13 protein-coding genes are annotated in these 18925 nt (G+C 73.3%); 6 read left to right on the top strand and 7 right to left on the bottom strand.

Translation table 11 applies throughout. From position 1 onward, the window contains the following. Positions 1-87 precede the first annotated feature (87 nt). Positions 88-411 carry a hypothetical protein gene (locus tag H295_RS0119510; RefSeq protein WP_020137024.1) on the top strand — a complete coding sequence of 108 codons (324 nt, stop codon included), beginning with the start codon at positions 88-90 and terminating at the stop codon, positions 409-411. A gap of 149 nt (positions 412-560) precedes the next feature. Continuing rightward, on the top strand, positions 561-1592 hold the full coding sequence (locus H295_RS0119515) for a LacI family DNA-binding transcriptional regulator (RefSeq protein ID WP_043217645.1): 1032 nt from the start codon (positions 561-563) through the stop codon (positions 1590-1592). Positions 1593-1610: 18 nt separating this feature from the next. On the opposite strand, the gene H295_RS0119520 is transcribed toward H295_RS0119515, so the two are convergent. Continuing rightward, positions 1611-2255, bottom strand: coding sequence for a DUF6629 family protein (locus H295_RS0119520; RefSeq protein WP_028809531.1), 645 nt, complete (start codon positions 2253-2255; stop codon positions 1611-1613). 84 nt (positions 2256-2339) lie between these two features. On the opposite strand from H295_RS0119520, the gene H295_RS0119525 reads away from it, so the two are divergent. Next, positions 2340-3086, top strand: coding sequence for a phosphotransferase family protein (locus tag H295_RS0119525; RefSeq protein ID WP_020137027.1), 747 nt, complete (start codon positions 2340-2342; stop codon positions 3084-3086). Positions 3087-3114: 28 nt separating this feature from the next. Here H295_RS0119525 and H295_RS0119530 read toward each other — a convergent pair whose 3' ends face one another. The 3 genes from H295_RS0119530 to H295_RS0119540 form a co-directional block, all read right to left on the bottom strand. Continuing rightward, on the bottom strand, positions 3115-4389 hold the full coding sequence (locus H295_RS0119530; protein ID WP_020137028.1) for a hypothetical protein: 1275 nt from the start codon (positions 4387-4389) through the stop codon (positions 3115-3117). Beyond that, complete coding sequence (locus H295_RS0119535) at positions 4386-5603, bottom strand: hypothetical protein (protein WP_028809532.1); 1218 nt, start codon at positions 5601-5603, stop codon at positions 4386-4388. The genes H295_RS0119530 and H295_RS0119535 overlap by 4 nt, the downstream gene beginning before the upstream one ends. Before the next feature lie 121 nt (positions 5604-5724). Next, positions 5725-8361, bottom strand: coding sequence for a tetratricopeptide repeat protein (locus H295_RS0119540; RefSeq protein ID WP_020137030.1), 2637 nt, complete (start codon positions 8359-8361; stop codon positions 5725-5727). A 191-nt stretch (positions 8362-8552) separates the two neighbouring features. Between H295_RS0119540 and H295_RS0119545 the strand changes: the two genes are divergently transcribed. After that, positions 8553-10754, top strand: coding sequence for a protein kinase domain-containing protein (locus tag H295_RS0119545; protein ID WP_020137031.1), 2202 nt, complete (start codon positions 8553-8555; stop codon positions 10752-10754). A 54-nt stretch (positions 10755-10808) separates the two neighbouring features. Here the strand turns inward: H295_RS0119545 and H295_RS0119550 are convergent, their stop codons facing one another. Then, positions 10809-11951, bottom strand: coding sequence for a S1 family peptidase (locus H295_RS0119550; protein WP_020137032.1), 1143 nt, complete (start codon positions 11949-11951; stop codon positions 10809-10811). Positions 11952-12159: 208 nt separating this feature from the next. Between H295_RS0119550 and H295_RS0119555 the strand changes: the two genes are divergently transcribed. Then, a complete protein-coding gene (locus tag H295_RS0119555) occupies positions 12160-12870 on the top strand; it encodes a ThuA domain-containing protein (protein ID WP_020137033.1) in 711 nt (236 codons plus the stop codon). Beyond that, positions 12840-13937 carry a Gfo/Idh/MocA family protein gene (locus tag H295_RS0119560; protein ID WP_020137034.1) on the top strand — a complete coding sequence of 366 codons (1098 nt, stop codon included), beginning with the start codon at positions 12840-12842 and terminating at the stop codon, positions 13935-13937. Before H295_RS0119555 ends, H295_RS0119560 begins: the two co-directional genes overlap by 31 nt. Here the strand turns inward: H295_RS0119560 and H295_RS0119565 are convergent, their stop codons facing one another. Next, on the bottom strand, positions 13938-15413 hold the full coding sequence (locus H295_RS0119565; RefSeq protein WP_020137035.1) for a glutamate--cysteine ligase: 1476 nt from the start codon (positions 15411-15413) through the stop codon (positions 13938-13940). A 225-nt stretch (positions 15414-15638) separates the two neighbouring features. Next, positions 15639-18821 carry an amidohydrolase family protein gene (locus H295_RS0119570; protein ID WP_020137036.1) on the bottom strand — a complete coding sequence of 1061 codons (3183 nt, stop codon included), beginning with the start codon at positions 18819-18821 and terminating at the stop codon, positions 15639-15641. Positions 18822-18925 lie beyond the last annotated feature (104 nt).

The raw sequence follows: 18925 nt of genomic DNA on the forward strand, positions 1-18925 counted from the left end.
CGGATCGCTGATCATTTAGGATGCGCGCAGCGAACGGCAGGGGGGCCAGTGAAAACTCGACGGCTGCACGGATGCCTCGGAACAGTCGTGGGGCTGGCTCTCGCGGTGTCCACCGCCATGCTTCTGGGCAGGGCGTGGAACGCCTGTGACGTGGGAGTGAACAACGCGGCCAACGGCGCCTTCCTGATGTGGCTCTTCATTCCGGGCCTCTGGGCGGTCCTGGTACTGGCGTGGGTCGCGGTGGGCGCTCTTCTCGGGAACCACCCCCTTGTCCATGCCCTCGCCCTCGCGGTGGCGCTTCTTGGTGTCGTCTGGTGCACTCTCTCGCTCTGGCTGGGCGACGCCACACCTGCGTGCCCCGACGGGGTGCCCCCGTGGTGGCCGCGCCTCATCCCCGCACCGGGGTTTTGAGCCGAACCGGGGTACGGAACGGAGCCGCGTTCCCCGGACGTTCATGGCGTCGATGCCATAGCCCACGGTTTCGGTGCGACCCGTCCAGCCGCGTGATCCGTCGTCATCTCACCTTGACGTCCCTGGGCACGACACGCGAGACTCCGGACATGCATGTGACCGGTCACAAACGTGGACCGGCGAGCATCCGTGATGTCGCCGCGGCCGCCGGGGTCTCCTACCAGACGGTCTCCCGGGTGATCAACGGCCACCCGAGCGTCAAGCCGTCCACGCGCGAACGCGTCCTCGCCGCCGTCGACGAGCTGGGCTTCCGCCGCAACGCCACCGCGCTCGCCCTGGCCAGGGGCCGCAGCAGGGCCGTGACCGTGCTGACCGCCAACACCACCCACTACGGCCACGCCTCGATCCTCCAGGGCGTCGAGGAGTCGGCCCGGTCGGCGGCCTACTCGGTGGGCGTGGGGGTCCTCGAGTCGGCCGACCCGGCCGCCGTCACCGCCGAGGTGCAGCGCGCCGCCGACGCGGGCGGCGGACTCGTGGTGATCGCCTACGACCCGGAGGGCGTCCGGGCCCTGGAGGCGGTCCCGGCCGGAGTTCCGGTCGTCGGCATCGTCGAGACCCCGGCGAGCCCGCCCACGGACAACCGTCCGTGGGTGTGGACCGACGACCGCGAGGCCGCCTACCAGGCGACCCGGCATCTGCTGTCCCTCGGCCACGAGACCGTGCACTACGTCGCCATCCCCTCCAGCACCCGCCGCACCGGCGCCCGCACCAGCGGCTGGCGGCAGGCCCTCAAGGAGGCAGGCGCCGCACAACCCCGTCCCGTGCAGGGCAGTTGGGGCCCGGCAGGCGGCCACGCGGCGGGGCGGAAGCTCGCCCAGGACCCCTCGGTCACGGCGATCCTGTGCGGCAACGACGACCTGGCTCTCGGGGTGCTGCGCGCCCTGCACGAGGCCGGCCGCCCGGTGCCGGGCGAGGTCAGCGTGGCCGGGTTCGACGACGCCCCGCACTCCGCCTATCTGACGCCGTCCCTGACGACCGTACGCCTGGACTTCACCGGTCTGGGCCGAGCCGCGTTCGCCCTGCTGCACGGAGTCCTGGAGGAGTCCGCGCCGATCGCTCCGCACCCCGTGTCCGTACCGGAGCTGGTGGTCCGGGAGAGCACGGGGCGGCCGTCGGCCTGAACCCTCGCCGTTCTCCGATCAGTACCGGGTGTCCCACGCCGGCAGTGACCTCGGCGCCGGACCTCGGCGCACCCAGCCGTACAGCACCACCGAGCAGACCGCCGCGAGCGCGCACCAGGTCGACACGAACTCCAGCCTCCACAGCAGCCAGCACACCAGGGCACCCGTTCCGACGAGGATCCCGAGCACGGTGAGCCGACGCTCGCCGGAGAGCAGCAGGGCGCCGACCGTGGCGACCAGGTAGCCCGCGACCAGGAGCCGGGCGTGGGGCAGACCGATGACGTAGGCCATGGTGTGTCCGCGGATCTCGGCCCGGACCGGGCGGGTGGCGAGCCCGTACGCGAGGAACGCGGCCGTCACCGTCCCCAGCAGGACGAGTGGGGTCACACGGCGCCTCGCCCGGCGTGCGGAGGCACACCAGACGCCCGCGGGCACCCACAGCGCGAGGAGGGGCAGGGCGATGACGGCCCATGCCAGGGTGGCCGCGCCGGTTCCGCCGCCCATGTGCCAGACCTGGGCCTCGACCAGTTGGTGAGCGCCCAGCAGCAGGGGCAGCGCGGCCAGCGGGAGGTCCCCGGCCCGCCGGGTCCTGGCCACACACGCCACCCCGACGGAGGTGAGGGCGGTACCCGCCACGAGATCAGCTGTCGCACTCCAGCACATGACACCACCATGTCAGCCCAGGGCACTGCACGTACGCGGGAAATCCGGCGACGCCGGTGACCATCGCCGGGATACTGGGCGTCCATGGATGAGGTCGAGGTCGTCGTCGCCCACGCCGAGCGGGCGACTCTGCGCGTCGGGGACGTGTTCCTGAAGGTGGACGCCGATCGGGCGCGCCTCGACGCCGAGGTCGAGGCGATGTCCCTCGCGCCGGTCCCGACCCCAGAAGTCCTGTGGTGCAAGCCGCCCGTCCTCGCGCTCGCCGCGCTCCCGGGGACGACGCTCGGGCGCCTGGGCGGGCCGTCGACCGGGTCACCTGCGGCCTGGGCCGCGGCGGGGGCCGCCATCCGCCGACTGCACGACGCGCCGCTGCCGCCACGGCCGGGACAGGCCGGCCGGGACGTCGCGGCGCTGACGGCGGAACTCGACGAGGAGTGCGAGGCGCTCGTGGCGAACGGTGTCCTGCCCGCCGACCTGGTCGCTCGCAACCGCCGGGTGGCCGGGGCCGCGCTCCGGCCGTGGACTCCGGCGTTCACCCACGGCGACCTCCAGATCGCGCACGTCTTCGTCGACGGCGACGAGGTCACGGGGATCATCGACTGGTCGGAGGCGGGCCGGGGCGACGCCCTGCACGACCTCGCCACCTTCACGCTCGGCCACGAGGAGCACCTCGCCGATGTCCTCGCCGGCTACGGCACGGACATCGACCTCGACGTGATCCACGCGTGGTGGTCGTTGCGCAGTCTGCTGATCGTCCGCTGGCTCGGCGAACACGGCTTCGACCCGTTCGCGCCGGGGTGTGAGGTCGATGTGCTGAGATCCCGGATGTGAGACCGAGTCCTCATGGCCGCCGGACCGCTCACCCCTGCGGCTCACAGATCGCCTGGGGCGGGCGGAAGCTGCGGTCCGTGCCCGAGTCGGTGTTCGTCTGGATGCGGATCGTCTCCAACTGGCCTAGAAGCGAGTCGAGCTGACGTTCCGTCGGGTCACGGAAGAACTCCAGGACGGCCCGGTGGAAGGCGTCGCGGAGTTCGGGTGCCATCACGTCGGAGGCGTCGAAGCACAGGGTGTGGGCGCGGGACGTGAGCAGGGAGTGGATCTCGCGCTCGACCGGGGTCGCGGACTTCGGCAGCTCCAGCCCGGCGGTGTCCGGGAAGAGGGGCCGTACCTCAGGTTCCGCCTCGGCGCGCCAGAGTTCGCGCCCGGCCCGGCTCGACAGCCGCGCCACGAGTTCCTGGGCGTCCGGGTCGTCGCTGAAGACGGCCGCCATGTCACCGGCGACCTCGAAGGCGTCCCGGTAGGCGGACGGCCCGCCCAGATAGCGGGCCGACGGCTCCACCTCGACGTCGTCGCCGGCGTAGACGTACCGGATGAAGGCGCTCTGGTGCTCGTGCGTGCAGTCGAAGCCGGGCGAGTCGAGCAGTCCGAGCGGCTGTCCGCCTGCCGTGGACGTGCCCTCGAACGACGTGGTCAGGGACTGTTCGACCGCCGCCGGGGTGCGCTTGCCGAGCAGCCGTGCCCAGCTGGTCCAGGCCCCTTTGACGGCCGGATCACGCCAGTCGAGGCGGCCCGTGGCCCACTGGGCGTAGCGCGCGGGTCCGGCCTGGCGGAGCACGAGGTCCTCGATCCAGTCGGTGCCCGGCCAGCCGGAGGTGGCCTGCGAGGCGAGGCCGACACACCACGTGGGCCGGTCGCTCGGCGCGCCCCGCTTGCTCCACACCAGGCTCTTGAGGTCGACCTTCAGCGGCACCCAGAAAGTGCGCTGCCTGTTGTCCACGATCAGGGTCGGCGACCAGGGGGCGAAGGCCCGCTCGGCGCTCTCGTCGACGAGAGGCCGCAGTTTGTCGCGGCGGGCGTACTCGGTGAGTTCGCCGATGCTGTTGAGGACCGCCACGTCCGGCGGATCGTCGGCCTCCAGCTGTGAGACGAGCGTCTCGCGGAGCGAGCGGGTGCCTTCGTAGGTGTACGTCCGTCCCGTCCCGTCGTCCAGTTCGTCCAGGGCGGCCTCGAAGGCCTTGCCCTCCTCGCCTGTCCAGGGGCCGAGCACCACGAGCGGGTCGCGGGTGTCCGAGCCGCAGCCGGGGACCAGGGCGAGCAGACAGACCGCGAGGAGGACGCGCAGCAGGCGGCTCATGCGAGGGCTCCCGGTCGGGCGACGACGAGGTACTCACGGCGGTAGGTGTGCAGGGCGCCGGCGATGACCGCCGCGGCGACCAGGCCCGTGGGGAAGACGAACGGGGCGGTCCCGTCGAGGGCGGACAGGCGTCCGCCCGCGAGGCCTTCGTCGATCCGGCCCCGGAGCGTCTCGACGGCCCGCGGGTCCGGGCCGGCGAAGGGGCGTTCCTCGGCGATCATCTCGACCGTCGGCGAGGTCCGTTCGGCCAGGGCGTCCGTGAGGGCCACCGTCCGGTGCTGGGCGTGCAGGGCGAGCAGGGCGTCGGCGGTCAGGAAGGGCACGGCGAGCAGGGGCAGGGCGGCGGCCGCGAGGGGGATGCTCAGCCGGATCCGGAAGCGGCGGCGCAGGAAGGCCACCGTGCGCCACAGCCCTGCGGCCAGGAGGACGAGGGCGAGTGCGGCGACGACCACCGCGGTGATGCCGCCCGCGCCCCACGCGGCCCGGTCGGCGAGGCGTGTGCGCAGCCGCCCCTCCAGGCCGGTCACCCGGTCCACGATCGAGGTGGCGGCGGAGCCGGTCGCGGCCGGGCACGCGGGGTAGGGGTTCGTGGGGGTGGCGTCGGTGGCCCGGGAGCAGAGCATGCTGCGCGCGTAGGAGAGTTCGGCGTCGCGCAGGACCGGGTCGCCGGCATGCCCCTGGGCCCGGCCGATCCGGCTGGTGTAGTCGACCACCAGCGCGGAGACGACCCGCAGTTCCTGTTCCTCCGCGACGGTGAGAGCCCCGCTGCGGGTGACCTGGTTCAGGCTCTGCGTGGCACGGGCGATCCGGGTCCGGTACCGGTCGCTGAGCCCGCTGAGCTCGGCCGCCCGGCCCTCGTCGAGGTTGCGCTCGGCCTCGCCCTGCGCGATGAGCAGCGAGGCCCGGGCGTCGGCGAGGTCGACCAGGGCGGGCGCGGCGCGGTCCCGGAGGTACGTGGAGTCGTCGCGCGCGCCGGTGTACGCCCAGCCGAGCGCCCCGAAGGCCACCACGGCGAGCAACGGCAGGGCGACGAGGCGGTCCCGCAGATATCCGCGGTTGCGACGGTCGGCGCCCGACGGCCAGGCGTAGCGGCGCACCCGGCGGGCGAGTTCGGCCGTCACGGCGGCTCCGGCCCGCGGGAGGCGAAGTGCGGTGTGGGAGAGGCCGCGCGGGCGGCCGCCGGAAGCCGGAGGGCGCATCTCCTGCCGAGCCATGAAGTGTCCCTGCGATGTCGGAAGGCGAACGGACGAAACTCGTATGCACGGTCCAGGGGAAGCTCGGCCACGGCGTCCTCGGCGGCGGTGGAACGGGCCGCCTGGCGAGCGAGTTCGCCCGTCACGGCGGCTCCGGTCCCCGGGAGGCGGAGGGCGTTCCCCGCGAGGACGCGTGGGCGACCGTCCTGAGCCAGTCGGTGAATCTCCTGCCGAGCCAAGGGCTGTCCCTGCGATGCCGGAAAGCGAGCGGACGGATCTCGTAGGCACGGTCCAGGAGGATCTCGGCCACGGCGGCGTCCTCGGCGGCGGTGGAACGGGCGGCCTGGTGGGCGAGGGTGACGTAACGGCGGGAGAGGTCCTCGCGCAGGGCGTGCTCGTCGGGCGGGAGGCCGAGCCGGGGGTCGGCAGCGGCGGACAGGGCCGCGAGCCCCGCCGCGTCGAGGGCACCGCGGGCGAGGGCTCCCTGTACGGCCTCCCAGACCTCGACGGTCATCCGGACCCTGGCCTCCTCGTCGGTGAGGCCGTGGGCGTGGAAGAGCAGGGCGAGACGGTCCAGCACCTCGCTCAGCCGTCGCGGCACGTCGTCGTCGCGCTCGGCGCGGCGCACGTACTCGATGCCGATCCGCACGGCCGCGGTCCGCGCGGCGGTCCGGTGCCGCGAGTGCTGCGGTACGGCGTCCAGTTCGCGTACGGCCGCCTCGCGCGCCCTTTCGCCGTCCCGTGCGAGGCGGGCACGGGCGGCGCCGAAGGCGGCGCTGCCGAGGGACGGGTTGCGCAGTCGTACGGCTTCGTAGAAGGTCAGGGCCGCGTGCCCGTGGCCGAGGCGTTCCGCGCAGTGGCCGAGGGCGAGCTTGGGCGCGTACTCGCCGGGGATCGCCGCGTACACCCGGTCGAAGTGGTCCCAGGCCGCGGTGACTTGGCCCCTGGCCAGGGCGAGGAGACCCTGGTGCCAGTCCAGCCGCCAGTCGTAGGGGGCACGCGTGGGGCCGATCCGTGTCTCGGCCGCGCGCAACTCCCTTTCCGCGGCGTCCGGTCCGTCCGCCGGGTTGCGCAACCGCAGTCGGCAGCGCAGGAAATGGACCTCGGTGGAGTCCGGCCAGTCGCCGATGTGCTGGAGCAGGGCCTCCGGAGCGGCGTCGGCCAGCCGGCTCAGCTCGGCGTGGTGCTCGTCGTGCGGGTCGGGGCGCGGGACGGGCAGGCGCTGGGCGACCTCGGCGGGCGGTGGCGGGGCGAACGGGGACGGGGCGTCGGGTGCGGCCCAGTGGGCGAGCGGCGGGGCGGAGCCGAGGGCGCCGTCGAGGGCGTAGGGCGACTGGAGGAAGAGCGGGGAGGGCTCGAAGGTCTCGGAGCCGGTCCGTAGGGATCTCAACTCACGGAAGACACCGCGTAATTGCTCGTCCATCTCGCGCGCGTCGGCGAACCGCCCGGCCGGCACGCGCAGGGTCGCGCGCCGCAGGACCCGGGCGAGGGAGACCAGTCCGAGCCCGCGGGGGACGGGAGCGGTGGCATCGGCGACGGACCAGGCGTCCTCGGAGTCCGGGGACGGCGTACGGGCAGCGGGTGCGCCCTCTGTGCCGGGCGCGTCTCCGATGCCGGGTACGACTGCGATGTCGGGCGCGTCTGCGATGCCGGGTACACCTTCGATAGCGGGTGCTCCTTCGGGACCCGGCGCCCCGTTGCGGTGCGGGGCACCTTCTCGAGCCGGCCCGCCTTCGACACCCGGGGCCGCTTCACCACCGGGCATTCCTACGACACCAGGGGTCGCTTCGCCACCGGGCCCTCCTTCGACACCGGGCGCCCCTTCGCGACGCAAGGCCCCGTCCCGCCCAGGCCCCGCCCCCGACTCGTCGCCCCGCACCCCCACCCCCCGGAACTCCCCCAGCGTCCGAAGATCGCCCAACCGCGCCAGATCCTCCGCCGACCGGCCCAGCCCGCACAGTCGGCGCAGGGTCTCCCCCAGGCTGAACAGGTCGTCCTGGCCTCTGGATTCGCCGTTCGGTCCGACCGTGGGTGCCCTGAAGCCGTCCGTCGTCATCCCCGGCGCCCCGACCGGACGTACGCTCCCCACATCGATGATCTTCGTGGTGGTGCCGTCGTGCATGACGTTGTCGGGCTTGAGGTCGCCGTAGACCTTGCCGGGCCGGTCGGCGTGCAGATACGCGAGGGCGGACAGGATCCGCACCCCGTACGCGAGCACGAACTCGTGGAAGCGCCGGTCGCCGAACTCCCCCGGGTTCAGCCCGGCCCGGGCCCGCACCTCCTCCAGCGTGAGCCCGTCCACGTACTGGAGGACGAGGAAGTCGCCGAGTTCGGGATGGTGGCCGTAGTTGAAGACGCGGATGATGTCGTCGTGGCCGAGGTCGACCAGGGCGCGCCGCTCCCGGGCCAGCGCGCCCGCCGCGGCGCCCGCCTTTTCGGGGCGCAGCATCTTGATGGCGACCTCGCGGTCGTCGACCTTGGTGTCGAGCGCGAGGTAGACCTCGCCCATGCCGCCGTAGCCGAGGGGCCGGATGAGCCGGTACTGACCGGCGAGCAACCGCCCCGCCGGCAGGGGCAGTTCCGGGGCGTCGACGAACGGGGCCCAGCCGCGGCCCAGCAGGGTGATCGAGGGCAGTACGGTCGGATCGGGGTTCTCCGCGGGCAGTTCGACCTGCGCGGTCCTCAGGTACATCGGCTGCCCGGTGACGACGAGCGGACCGAACGACCCTCCGGATTCCGGAACCTCACCGAACGCACTCCCGCCCCGAGCCCCCTTCATGCCTCCTCAGAATAGAGCCACGTGCCGGGATTGACCCCTTGCGTTCCTCCTGCGAACCGTGGGACTGCCGGTTCGGGACACGGCAAGGCCGAGAGGGGCGTCCCGCGCGGATCGGCGCCCCTCTAGAGTGAGGAGTTCCTGTCAGAGGGGTCCGGGCCGCAGCCGTCCAGGCCGGCAGCGGTGAAGGAGACATGGTGACCCTGCGCGAGCACGATCCGGAGTCCGTCGGCGGCTACCGGATCGAATCGCGGATCGGGACCGGCGGCATGGGTGTCGTCTACCTCGGCAGGTCGGCATCGGGACGGGCCGTCGCCGTCAAGGTCGTGCACACCCGCTACGCCGACAACCCCGAGTTCCGGGCCAGGTTCCGGCAGGAGATCGCCGCCGCCCGACGGGTCAGCGGCGCGTTCACGGCACCGGTGGTGGACGCCGACCCGGAGGCGGCACGGCCGTGGATGGCCACCGCGTTCGTCCCGGGCCGTACCCTCGCCGAACGCGTCGGCGGGACGGGACCGCTGGACCGGTCCGCGCTGCGCCGCCTGGGCACCGAACTCGCCGAGGCGCTGCGGGAGATCCACCGCGCGGAGGTCGTGCACCGGGACCTCAAGCCGAGCAATGTGCTGCTGCTGGAGGGCGAGGGCGACGACGGGGCGGTGCGGGTCATCGACTTCGGCATCTCCCGGGCCGCCGACAGCGACGTGCGCACGCAGACCGGCATGGTGATGGGCTCGCCCCCCTTCATGGCTCCGGAGCAGTTCAGCAGACCGCACGAGGTCGGCCCCGCCGTGGACGTGTTCTCGCTCGGCGCGGTCCTCGTGTACGCGGCCACCGGGCACAGCCCCTTCGAGGCGGAGAACGCCTACCTGGCCGCGTACAACACCGTGCACGGCGAGCCCAGGCTGGGTGAACTACCCGCGGAGCTACGCCCCTTGGTCGCCCGGTGCCTCGCCAAGGAACCCAGGGACCGGCCCACGGCGAACGAGGTGCTGGAGGCGCTGGCGGCGCTGCCGGAGGAGCTGTCCGACGGCACGCCGGACGAGGAGCGGTCCCGGGCGCCGGAGACCGCGCCGACGGAGGCCGTGGTGTCGCCGCTCGAAGGCACCGGGGCGCTCGGGCCGGAACGCCGCGGACCTCAGGGGCGGCGCGGGCGGAGGCTGTGGGCCGCCGTGGCCGCCGTGGTGCTCCTCGGCGGGACCGGGGCGGCCGCAGTCGCCGTCATGAACGACGACCCGGCGAGCACCGTCGGGGAAGCCGTGCCGGCCGCCCCGGGGTCGCCGTCGGCCGGGAAGGTCCCGGCGGGCTGGCGGCCCTGGCACAACGCGCTGGGGTCGGACGGGAAGGACCAGCCGAGGGGCCTCGGTCCCTCGTGCACTCCGGACGCGCTCGGTGTCTTCTGCGCCTCCGAGCAGGTCGCGCTGATGCGGCTGGACCCGGCGACGGGAAACACCGACTGGACCAGGCCCATGAGCCGCAAGCAGGTCAGCAGCTTCTCGCTGCGGCAACCCGTCGTCCGGGACGGCGTGGTGTTCGTCTACAGCGCGGACCGCTCGCAGGGGGTCGACGCCTACGACGCGCCAAGCGGCAAGCTGCTGTGGCAACTCAAGGGCCCCCTGGGCGACTTCGACTACATGGGCTCGTCACTGCTCGTCCGTCTCGACACGCTCGATGCCTCCGCGGCCTCCGCTCGACCCGCCGCCGCGCTCTACGCGGCGTACGAGCCGCGCACGGGCAGGGAGTTGTGGCGGCGCGACCTGAGCACCACCTCGTCGAGCCCCTTCCACGAGGGCCCCGAGGGCACGCTCTACGCGGACCTGCGCGGCGGCACCGGCGGCATCGCCCGCATCGACGCGCGGACCGGCCGGACGCTGAGCAGTGTGGCGGCCCCGAAGGGCGGCCTCTGGCTGGCCACGATCCACGACCGCACGGCCTACTACGCCCGCTGGGAGGGCGACTCGGGCGTCTCCGCCGAGTTCTTCGTGCAGGACCTCGACACCGGCAGGAGCCGCCGGATCGACTTCCCCTGGAGCGTCCAGCCGGAGGCGCCGCCGCTCGTGCAGGGCGACACGCTGTACATCTTCGACTACGGCAACGAGACGCTGCTCGCCCTCGACGTCAAGCGCGGCAAGCCGCTGTGGTCCAGCTCGCGCGACCTGCGCGTCTTCAGCGAACCGTCGTACCACGACGGCCGGTTGTACGTGACGATGCCGGACACCAGTGTCCTGGCGCTGGACCCGAGGACGGGCAAGGAGATCGGCCGTACGTCCCCGTCCTTCGACACGACGGGCCGCTCCTTCGAGGAGCTCTCCCCGAGCGCGGTACCGCCGCTGCTGGTGGGTGACGTGCTCTACGGGGTCACCGGGCCGGGCGTCTTCTCGGTGCGCGACGTCACCTGAACGGGCGGTGCGGGCCCGGCACATGGGCCGGACCCGCACCCCGAGCCGACCGGTTCAGTAGGTGTGCAGGGTCAGCCCGTAGCGGCCCAGGATCTCGTTCACGGGCTGGAACCAGGTCTCCCCGCCGCCGGTGCAGTTGCCCCAGCCGCCGGAGGTGACGCCCTGGGCCTGGTCGCCGCTGATGAACGAGCCGCCTGAGTCGCCCGGTTCGGCGCAGACGCTGGTCTTGGTCATCTGGTGCACCGCGCCCTGGCTGTAGTTGACGGTCTCGTTCATGGCGAGGACGGTGCCGCAGTGCCAGTGGGTGGTCGATCCCGAGCGGCAGATCGAGGAGCCGACGGGTGCCACGTTGGAGCCGCGCACGAGCTGGTCGGAGACGGTGCCCCAGCCGAGCACGACCGGGACGGTCCACCAGCCGCTGCCCACGTTGACCCAGGCGTAGTCGTTGTCCGGGAAGGACGAGCCCTGGAAGTTGCCCACGTAGCTGCGGTCCCAGCCGTAGACGCTGCCGGTGTGCTGGTCGCAGTGGCCCGCGGTGACGAAGCCGCCGTAGACGGAGAAGCCGATGGAGCAGCGGACGTTGCCGGTGTAGTAGGGGTCGCCGCCGACGGTGCCGGCGGCGAAGGTGGTGGGCGCGGAGGCCACTTCGCGCACGGTGACGGGTCCTGCCGCACGGGCGCGGGCGAGGAAGTCCCGGACATCGTTGTCACCCTGTCGGCCCCGGACGACGTTCACCACGACCTTGCCGGCCTTCGCGTCGACGTGCCAGCTGCTGACGGCGTCGGGCGCGGGGAGTCTGTCGATCCTGGCCTGGGTGGCGGCGAGTGCGCGGGCGCTGTGCGTGACCGTGCGGACGGCGGCACCGGTGGCGCGGATCTTCTGGAGGGTGCCGGCGGAGGCGCCGGGGGTGACGGCGACGGTGAGGGTGCCCCGGTCGGCGTCGAACCAGGAGCCGCCGAACGACGCGCCGGCGGCCTTGCGCGCCACGGGTTCCAGGGCCGTGGCCTTCTTCTCGGCGGCGAGTCTGGTCACGGCTTCCTGGCGTGTCAGACCGAAGTCCCGCTGCATGGCGGTGAGGAGGCCTGCCGAGGCGGGGGCCTCCTCCTCGGCGGTGGCGGGGGTCGTCGCGGCGGTGGCGCCGGCGCCGAGCAGGAGCAGCACGGCGAGGCCCGCGCGCAGGATGCGGGTGCGTCTCATGGAGATTGCCCTTCGTTGTACCAACGGGATGGCAGAGTTCTCTGAGAGCGCTCTCAGTGGTGTGGCGGGGCAGAGCCTAACCGCGCCCGCCTGTCAGGTCCATACCAATTTCCGGCCGCGAAATTTTCGCGCGCCCGGCACCCCTTTGTCGGACGGAGACGGCGGGCGATAGTGGGGTGACCCTTTTCCCCGCACGTGAAGGAACGCGATGACGCGGAAGAAAGCCCTGGTGGTACGAGGTGGTTGGGAGGGGCACGAGCCGGTCCGGGCCACGGAGCTCTTCCTGCCCTTCCTCCGCGACCACGCCTACGACGTCCGGGTCGAGGAGTCGACCGACGTGTACGCCGACGCCGACGCGATGGCCGAGACCGACCTCGTCGTGCAGTGCGTGACGATGTCGGAGATCAAGCCCGAGCAGCTGTCGGGGCTGAGCGCGGCGGTGGTGGCGGGGACCGGCTTCACCGGCTGGCACGGTGGGATCGCCGACTCCTTCCGGGCCTCCTCCGACTATCTCCACCTGGTGGGCGGGCAGTTCGCGACCCACCCCGGCAAGGAGCCGTGCGAGCGCACGGGCGACGAGTCCGACAACTTCCTCCCGCACACGATCACCGTCACCGACCTCGGCCGTGAACACCCGGTCACCGCCGGGATCGAGGACTTCGAGCTGGACACCGAGCAGTACTGGGTGCTGCACGACGACCTGATCGACGTCCTCGCCACCACCACCCATCCCGCCCGGCCGTGGCAGCCGTGGCACCGGCCGGTCACCTCCCCCGCGGTCTGGACGCGGCAGTGGGGCGCGGGACGTGTCGTGGTGACGACCCCGGGACACAGCCTCGACGTGCTGGAGAACCCGAACGTCCGTACCGTCATCGAAAGGGGCATGCTGTGGGCGACGCGCACCGCATCGGCGTCGTAGGTCTCGGCGTCATCTCCCGCGCCTACCTGGACACGCTCGTCGGCCCGGACGCGGTGCGGATCACCGCGGTCGCCGACCTCGACGCCTCCCGGTCGGCCGCGGTGGCCGCCGAACTGCCCGGCGTGCGGGCGCTGTCCGTCGAGGAACTGCTCAACAGCCCGGACGTGGACACGGTGTTGAACCTGACCGTGCCCGCGGCCCACGCCGAGATCGCCCTCGGCGCCATCGGACACGGCAAGAACGTCTACGGCGAGAAGCCCCTGGCCGCCGAACTCGCCGACGCCCAGGCCCTCCTGGAGGCCGCGGCGAAGGCGTCCGTGCGGGTGGGCTGCGCGCCGGACACCGTCCTGGGCACCGGGATCCAGACGGCACGGGCGGCGGTGGAGGCCGGCGCGATCGGCCGCCCGCTGTTCGCCTCGGCCGTCATGATCACCCCGGGTCACGAACGCTGGCATCCCCAGCCCGACTTCTACTACGCCCCCGGCGGCGGCCCGCTGCTGGACATGGGGCCGTACTACCTGTCCTCGCTGGTGCATCTGCTGGGCCCGGTGCGGGCCGTGATCGGGGCGTCGAGCCGGCTGCGCTCCGAGCGGGTCATCGGCTCGGGCCCCCGCGCGGGCGAGCGGATCCCGGTCGAGGTGGACAGCCATGTCTCCGGTGTCCTCGAACACGAGGGCGGGGCCCTGACGACGCTCACGACGAGCTTCGACGGCGTGGGCACCACGGCCGCGCCGATCGAGGTGCACGGCGAGAGCGGCACCCTCACGGTCCCCGATCCGAACCACTTCGACGGCGAGGTACGGCTCCTGGAGCTCGGCGGGTCCGAGCGGCGCGCGCTCCCGCCCTCGGCCGGGTACATCGGTGGCGCGCGGGGTGTCGGGCTGCTCGACTTCGTCGCCGCCGACAGCGGGCGCCCGGCACGGGCGAGCGGCGAACTCGCCCTGCACGTGCTGGAGACGATGACGGCACTGCTGCGCTCCTCGGCCGAGGGGCGCCGGATCGAGCTGTCGACGTCCGTGGAGCGGCCTGCCCCGGTGCCGCTGACCCCGGTGGAGCAGTGGCGGTGATCAGTCCACCGGCCAGGTGTGCGCGGGCGCGTTGAGGTGCATGTAGTCCATGTACGTCACCGTCATCCGGCGGAGCGCCTCCTGCCGGTCGCAGCCCGCCTTCTCCAGCCGGTGGACCGTCTCCGCCTGCCACAGGGCGCCGTTGCGGCCGGTGACACAGCGCTGCTCGATGACGCCGAGCAGGGGCTCGCGCCACTCGGCGTCCATGCCCGCCAGTTCCAGACCCTGGTGGGCGAGGGGCAGCAGGCGCCGCAACACCAGTTCCGTGACCGGCACTTCGCCCACTCCGGGCCAGAACAGACGGGCGTCGATGCCGTCACGGGCCGCGGTGTGCAGGTTCTCCTCGGCGACCGAGAAGGACATCCGCGTCCACACCGGCCTGTCCTCGTCGACGAGGGCGCGGGTCAGGCCGTAGTAGAAGGCGCCGTTGGCGATGGTGTCGGCGACCGTCGGCCCGGCGGGCAGGACCCGGTTCTCGATGCGCAGATGGGGGCCGCTGTCGGTGACGGCGTAGATCGGGCGGTTCCAGCGGTAGATCGTGCCGTTGTGCAGGGTGAGTTCGCCGAGCTCCGGGACACCGCCGCCGTCGAGGGCCTGCTGCGGGTCCTCCTCGTCGCAGATCGGCAGGAGGGCCGGGAAGTAGCGCACGTTCTCCTCGAACAGGTCGAAGACGCTGGTGATCCAGCGCTCCCCGAACCACACCCGGGGCCGTACGCCCTGCGCCTTGATCTCCTGCGGGCGGGTGTCGGTGGCCTGCTCGAAGAGGGGGATGCGGGTCTCGCGCCACAGCTCCTTGCCGAACAGGAAGGGTGAGTTGGCCGCGAGGGCGATCTGGACCCCGGCGACCGCCTGGGCGGCGTTCCAGTAGTCCGCGAACTCCCTGGGGGCGACCTGGAGATGGAACTGGGTGCTGGTGCAGGCGGCCTCGGGGGTGATGGCGTCGGCGTACATGGCGAGGCGTTCCACGCCGTCCACCCTGATGCGCAGGTCCTCACCGCGGGCCGCGAAGATCTGCTCGTTCAGCAGCCGGTAGCGGGGGTCGCCGGACAGCGCGGTCTCGTCCACGTCCGACTCGCCCAGCGTCGGCAGGATGCCCACCATGATCAGGTGTGCGCCGATCGCCGAGGCGCGTTCCTCGGCGTGGTTGAGCGCGTCCCTGATCTCCTGCTCCCAGGAGCCGGGGCCGCCGGACAGGAGCCGGCGGGGCGGGATGTTGATCTCCAGGTTGAAGCGGCCCAGCTCGGTCGACCAGGCGGGGTCGGCAATCGCCCGGAGCACCTCGGTGTTCCGCATGGCGGGGAGGCCGTCGGCGCCCACCAGGTTGAGCTCGATCTCCAGCCCGACCTGCGGCCGCTCGCTCTCGAAACCGGACTCGCGCAGCATCTGGGCGAGGACGTCCAGGCAGGTGTGCATCTTGTCCCGGTACCGTCGGCGGTCCTCCCGTGTGAACACCAGAGCCGGCACATCACGTCCCATAGGGCCCTCCCGAGTCCCCCCGGCGGTTGCCTCTCCGGTCCCAGAGTCCCACCTCGCAGGCGCCTCGCCCAGTCAGCGGGGGCCGTGGAGGCGGTGTGCGACGGGCCGGTCACGGTACGTGCACCCCACAGAAGGGGCCGCTCCTGCTCGCGTCGCGCGATGCGGTGCCCCACCGACCCAGGGTGCGCGCGGAGCAGGAGTAGGACGCCTCCGGACCAGGAACCGTCAGAACGCGGCCCCCGGATCGCAGCAGCCCTCCCGGCGCATGTGGCGGGACACCTCGAGCCAGTCCGTGGCGACAGCGGCAACGTTGCGCGGGGCGGAGCCGAAGGCGTCCACGAGGGCCGTCTGCTCGAAGAGCACGCCGCCGCGCAGGACCGCCGTCGTGCGGATCAGGGTGTCGAAGTCCTCGAAGGGGTCACCGTCCACGATCGTCAGGTCGGCGAGCTTGCCCTCCTCCAACGTGCCGAGGTCGGCGTCCGCTCCGAAGACACGGGCGGGCAGCACGGTGGCGGTGCGCAGCACCTCGGCCGGTGACAGCCCGCCGCGGTGCAGCGCCCTCAGCGCGAGATGCAGATGCAGCCCGACCGGCACGAGCGGCTGGTCGGTGCCGAGCGCCACGAGACCGCCGTCCGCGAGGATGCGCCGGTAGACGGACAGCTCGCGGTCGAGGGTGGCCAGTTGGGCCGGCGTGGGAAGCTGCGCCGCCTGCTGCCGGACCAACGCGGTGTCCCACGGCGGCATCAGCGTGGTGACCCGCCGGTCCTCGGCCGCCGCGGGGTCGGCGCCCAGCAGCGGGAACGCCGTGAACGGGGTCGCGATCAGGTGGAAGCCGGCCCGGGTGTAGATCTCCTGGACATCCTGGTAGGCCCGGCCGGTGGCGCTCGTCGCGTGCCCGAACTCCAGTCGCTGCGTCGCCTGCAGATGGGTCGTCAGATCCTGTCCCGACTGCACCCCGGGCGTGCAGAGATGGCTGCCGCTGCGGACACCGAGCCGCTCATGGGCGAACTCCGCGGCCTCCTTCATCACCCAACCCGGGGCGCGGACATACGTCTTCACGAAGTCCCAGTCCAGCGCAGCCGCCCGCCGCAGCGATCGGCGCAGCCCCTCGGGGGTCCGGTGGGCCCGGCCCATGCTGTAGGCGACGCGGGCCCCGTCCAGCAGTTCACCGGTGGTCAGCAACCGCGGCCCGGCGAGCACGCCCGCGGCGACCGCCTCCCGGATCCGGGCCTGCTCGTAGGCGAAACCGCCCAGCGAGACGGCGGTCGTGACACCGTAGGCGAGTTGGAGCGCGGTCTGGCGGCCGCCGTAGGTGCTCTGCCAGGGGTGGGTGTGCGCGTCCCACAGCCCCGGGATCACGGTCCGCCCGCTCGCGTCGACCCGTCGCACGGCGGGGCGTCCGCCGCGGTGCGGTGCGACCTCGGCGACCCGGCCGTCCCGGATCAGCACGTCGACGTCCTCGCGGACCTCCGGCCCGGTGCCGTCCCAGAACCGGCCCGCGTGCACGAGGGTGTCGACGGGGCGCGGACGGCGGTAGTCCAACGGCACCTTGACGGTCCGGGCCTTGCCGCCGCGGACGTCGACGAGGCGCAGGGTGCCCGCGGAGAGGTACAGCAGGCTGCGGGCGTCGGCGGACCAACTGGGGTGATCGGCGGGCTCGTCGGTCAGCCGGTACGGCGTCCCGTCGGGGGTGCCGTCCGCGCGGACCGGCAGCAGCCACAGGGCGGACTCGGCGACCACGGCGAGGTGGCGGCCGTCCGGTGACCAGACCGGACCGGAGTCGTAGCGGTCCGAGAGGGAGGTGTGCGGGGCGAGGGCGTGCAGGACGGCGGTGCCGGTGGTGGTGTCGACGACCCGGATGAGGTTGTAGCCCTCGCGGAAGCGCTGGTTGAGCCGGTTGCGGTCGCACAGGGCGAGGTACCGGCCGTCGGGCGACCAGCTGGGGCGGCCGGGCAGCCCGCCCGCGCCGAGGGGCGCGACGAGGGTTCTCTCGCTTCCGTCGGGCAATTCGCGCACGAGGAGGTTGCCGGACATGTCGAGGCAGGCGAGCCGCGTTCCGTCGGGCGAGAGGGCGGGGAAGACCCGGCCGCCGGCGGCGAGCACGGTCTCCTCGCCGGAGTCGAGGTCACGGCGCCGGACCGCGAACAGTCCGTCGCGGTCGTCGGCGTACACCAGGCCCGTGCCGTCGGGGGTCCAGGCCGGTGCCAGCACATAGCGGGTGGGCGGGACCTGGAGGATCCTCCGCGGCGGCCGCCCGCCCGAAGTCCCTACGGTCCACAGGGCGTTGAGGGCCGCGAAGGCCACGCTGCGGCCGTCGGGCGAGAGCGCGGGCAGGTGGAGCGAGCGCACCGGACGGGTGGCGGCGCCCTCGAAGTCGTACGGCTTGACGCGGTAGCGGGGTCGTCGCACGGGCATCGCCGCCGTGAACGGGATCCGCTCCCCCGCCGCGGGCGCCCCGGGGTCGAGCAGACGGAAGTGCCCGTCCACCGCGAGCAGGAGCCGTCCGTCGTCCGACCAGCGGGGCGGGGCGGGCAGGACGTCGCCGTCGACGGTGACGGGGGTGCCGTCCACGACGAGGGTGCAGGAGGCGGTGGGCGCGGGCGTGGTGCGCAGGTACGCCAGCCGGCCGCCCGGTGAGACGGCCGGGGTCATGAGCTGGGCGCCGGAGTCGTCGGTGTGCTCCACGGTGACCGGTCCCGAGCCGTCGGCGGCGACCGAGGCGAGGGTGTCGGCGCGCAGGCCGCCCGTCGCGGTGACGGCCGCGCGGACGAACAGCACGCGCTCGCCGTCCGCGGACCAGGTGGGGTCGAAGTCCTCCCAGGCGCCCGCCGGACCGGGGTCCTGCCCGCCGGTGAGCCGGGTCAGCGCGCCGGTGCGCACGTCGACGACCCAGACCCGGTAGGAGCTGCCGGTCACGGAGTCGCCGCCGCGCTCGGAGGCGAACGCGATCCGGGTGCCGTCCGGGGACCAGGCGGGCCCTCGGTCGTCCCAGGGCCCGTGGGTGAGCTGCCGCAGGTCGCTGCCGTCGGGCCGCAGCGTCCAGAGGTGGAAGCCGCCGCCGCGGTAGGCGCAGACGACGAGGCGGCTGCCGTCGGGCGAGAACTGCGGGCGGGTGGGTTCCAGTCCGGGCGTGGTGAGTGCGACGGCGGTGCCGCCGGTCCGCGGCAGCGACCAGAGGATGTTCTGGACCTCGGCGACGAGCCGGTCGCCGGCCGGGGAGAGGGTCGCGGAACCGCCGGTGGTGGCGGTCAGGTTCAGGGTGACCGGCCGGGCGGGGTCCGCGGCCGAGGCGGGCGTGCCGGCGGCCGGTACGGCGGTGGCGGTGGCCGTGACGCCGGCCGCCTGGAGGAAGGTGCGGCGGGAGAGCGGGCCGGGGCGGGAAGGGCCGGGAGTGCCGTGGACGTCCAAGGGAGTCTCCTGTGCGCGGGTGAGGTGCCGGATCTCAGGGCCCTTCCCCGTGAGGGCGGGTCCTGTGCCCGGGCATCGGGTCCGGGAGCGGTTTTGCGCCCCCG

The organism is Streptomyces sp. 351MFTsu5.1 (assembly GCF_000383655.1).
Classification (GTDB): domain Bacteria; phylum Actinomycetota; class Actinomycetes; order Streptomycetales; family Streptomycetaceae; genus Streptomyces; species Streptomyces griseorubiginosus.

Bases quoted from the DNA above. Each gene is read 5' to 3' on its own strand.
- H295_RS0119565 (WP_020137035.1), bottom strand. From the start codon at position 15,413: ATGGGACGTGATGTGCCGGCTCTGGTGTTCACACGGGAGGACCGCCGA.
- H295_RS0119530 (WP_020137028.1), bottom strand. From the start codon at position 4,389: ATGAGCCGCCTGCTGCGCGTCCTCCTCGCGGTCTGTCTGCTCGCCCTG.
- H295_RS0119515 (WP_043217645.1), top strand. From the start codon at position 561: ATGCATGTGACCGGTCACAAACGTGGACCGGCGAGCATCCGTGATGTC.
- H295_RS0119550 (WP_020137032.1), bottom strand. From the start codon at position 11,951: ATGAGACGCACCCGCATCCTGCGCGCGGGCCTCGCCGTGCTGCTCCTG.
- H295_RS0119555 (WP_020137033.1), top strand. From the start codon at position 12,160: ATGACGCGGAAGAAAGCCCTGGTGGTACGAGGTGGTTGGGAGGGGCAC.
- H295_RS0119540 (WP_020137030.1), bottom strand. From the start codon at position 8,361: ATGAAGGGGGCTCGGGGCGGGAGTGCGTTCGGTGAGGTTCCGGAATCC.
- H295_RS0119535 (WP_028809532.1), bottom strand. From the start codon at position 5,603: ATGGCTCGGCAGGAGATGCGCCCTCCGGCTTCCGGCGGCCGCCCGCGC.
- H295_RS0119520 (WP_028809531.1), bottom strand. From the start codon at position 2,255: ATGTGCTGGAGTGCGACAGCTGATCTCGTGGCGGGTACCGCCCTCACC.
- H295_RS0119525 (WP_020137027.1), top strand. From the start codon at position 2,340: ATGGATGAGGTCGAGGTCGTCGTCGCCCACGCCGAGCGGGCGACTCTG.
- H295_RS0119545 (WP_020137031.1), top strand. From the start codon at position 8,553: ATGGTGACCCTGCGCGAGCACGATCCGGAGTCCGTCGGCGGCTACCGG.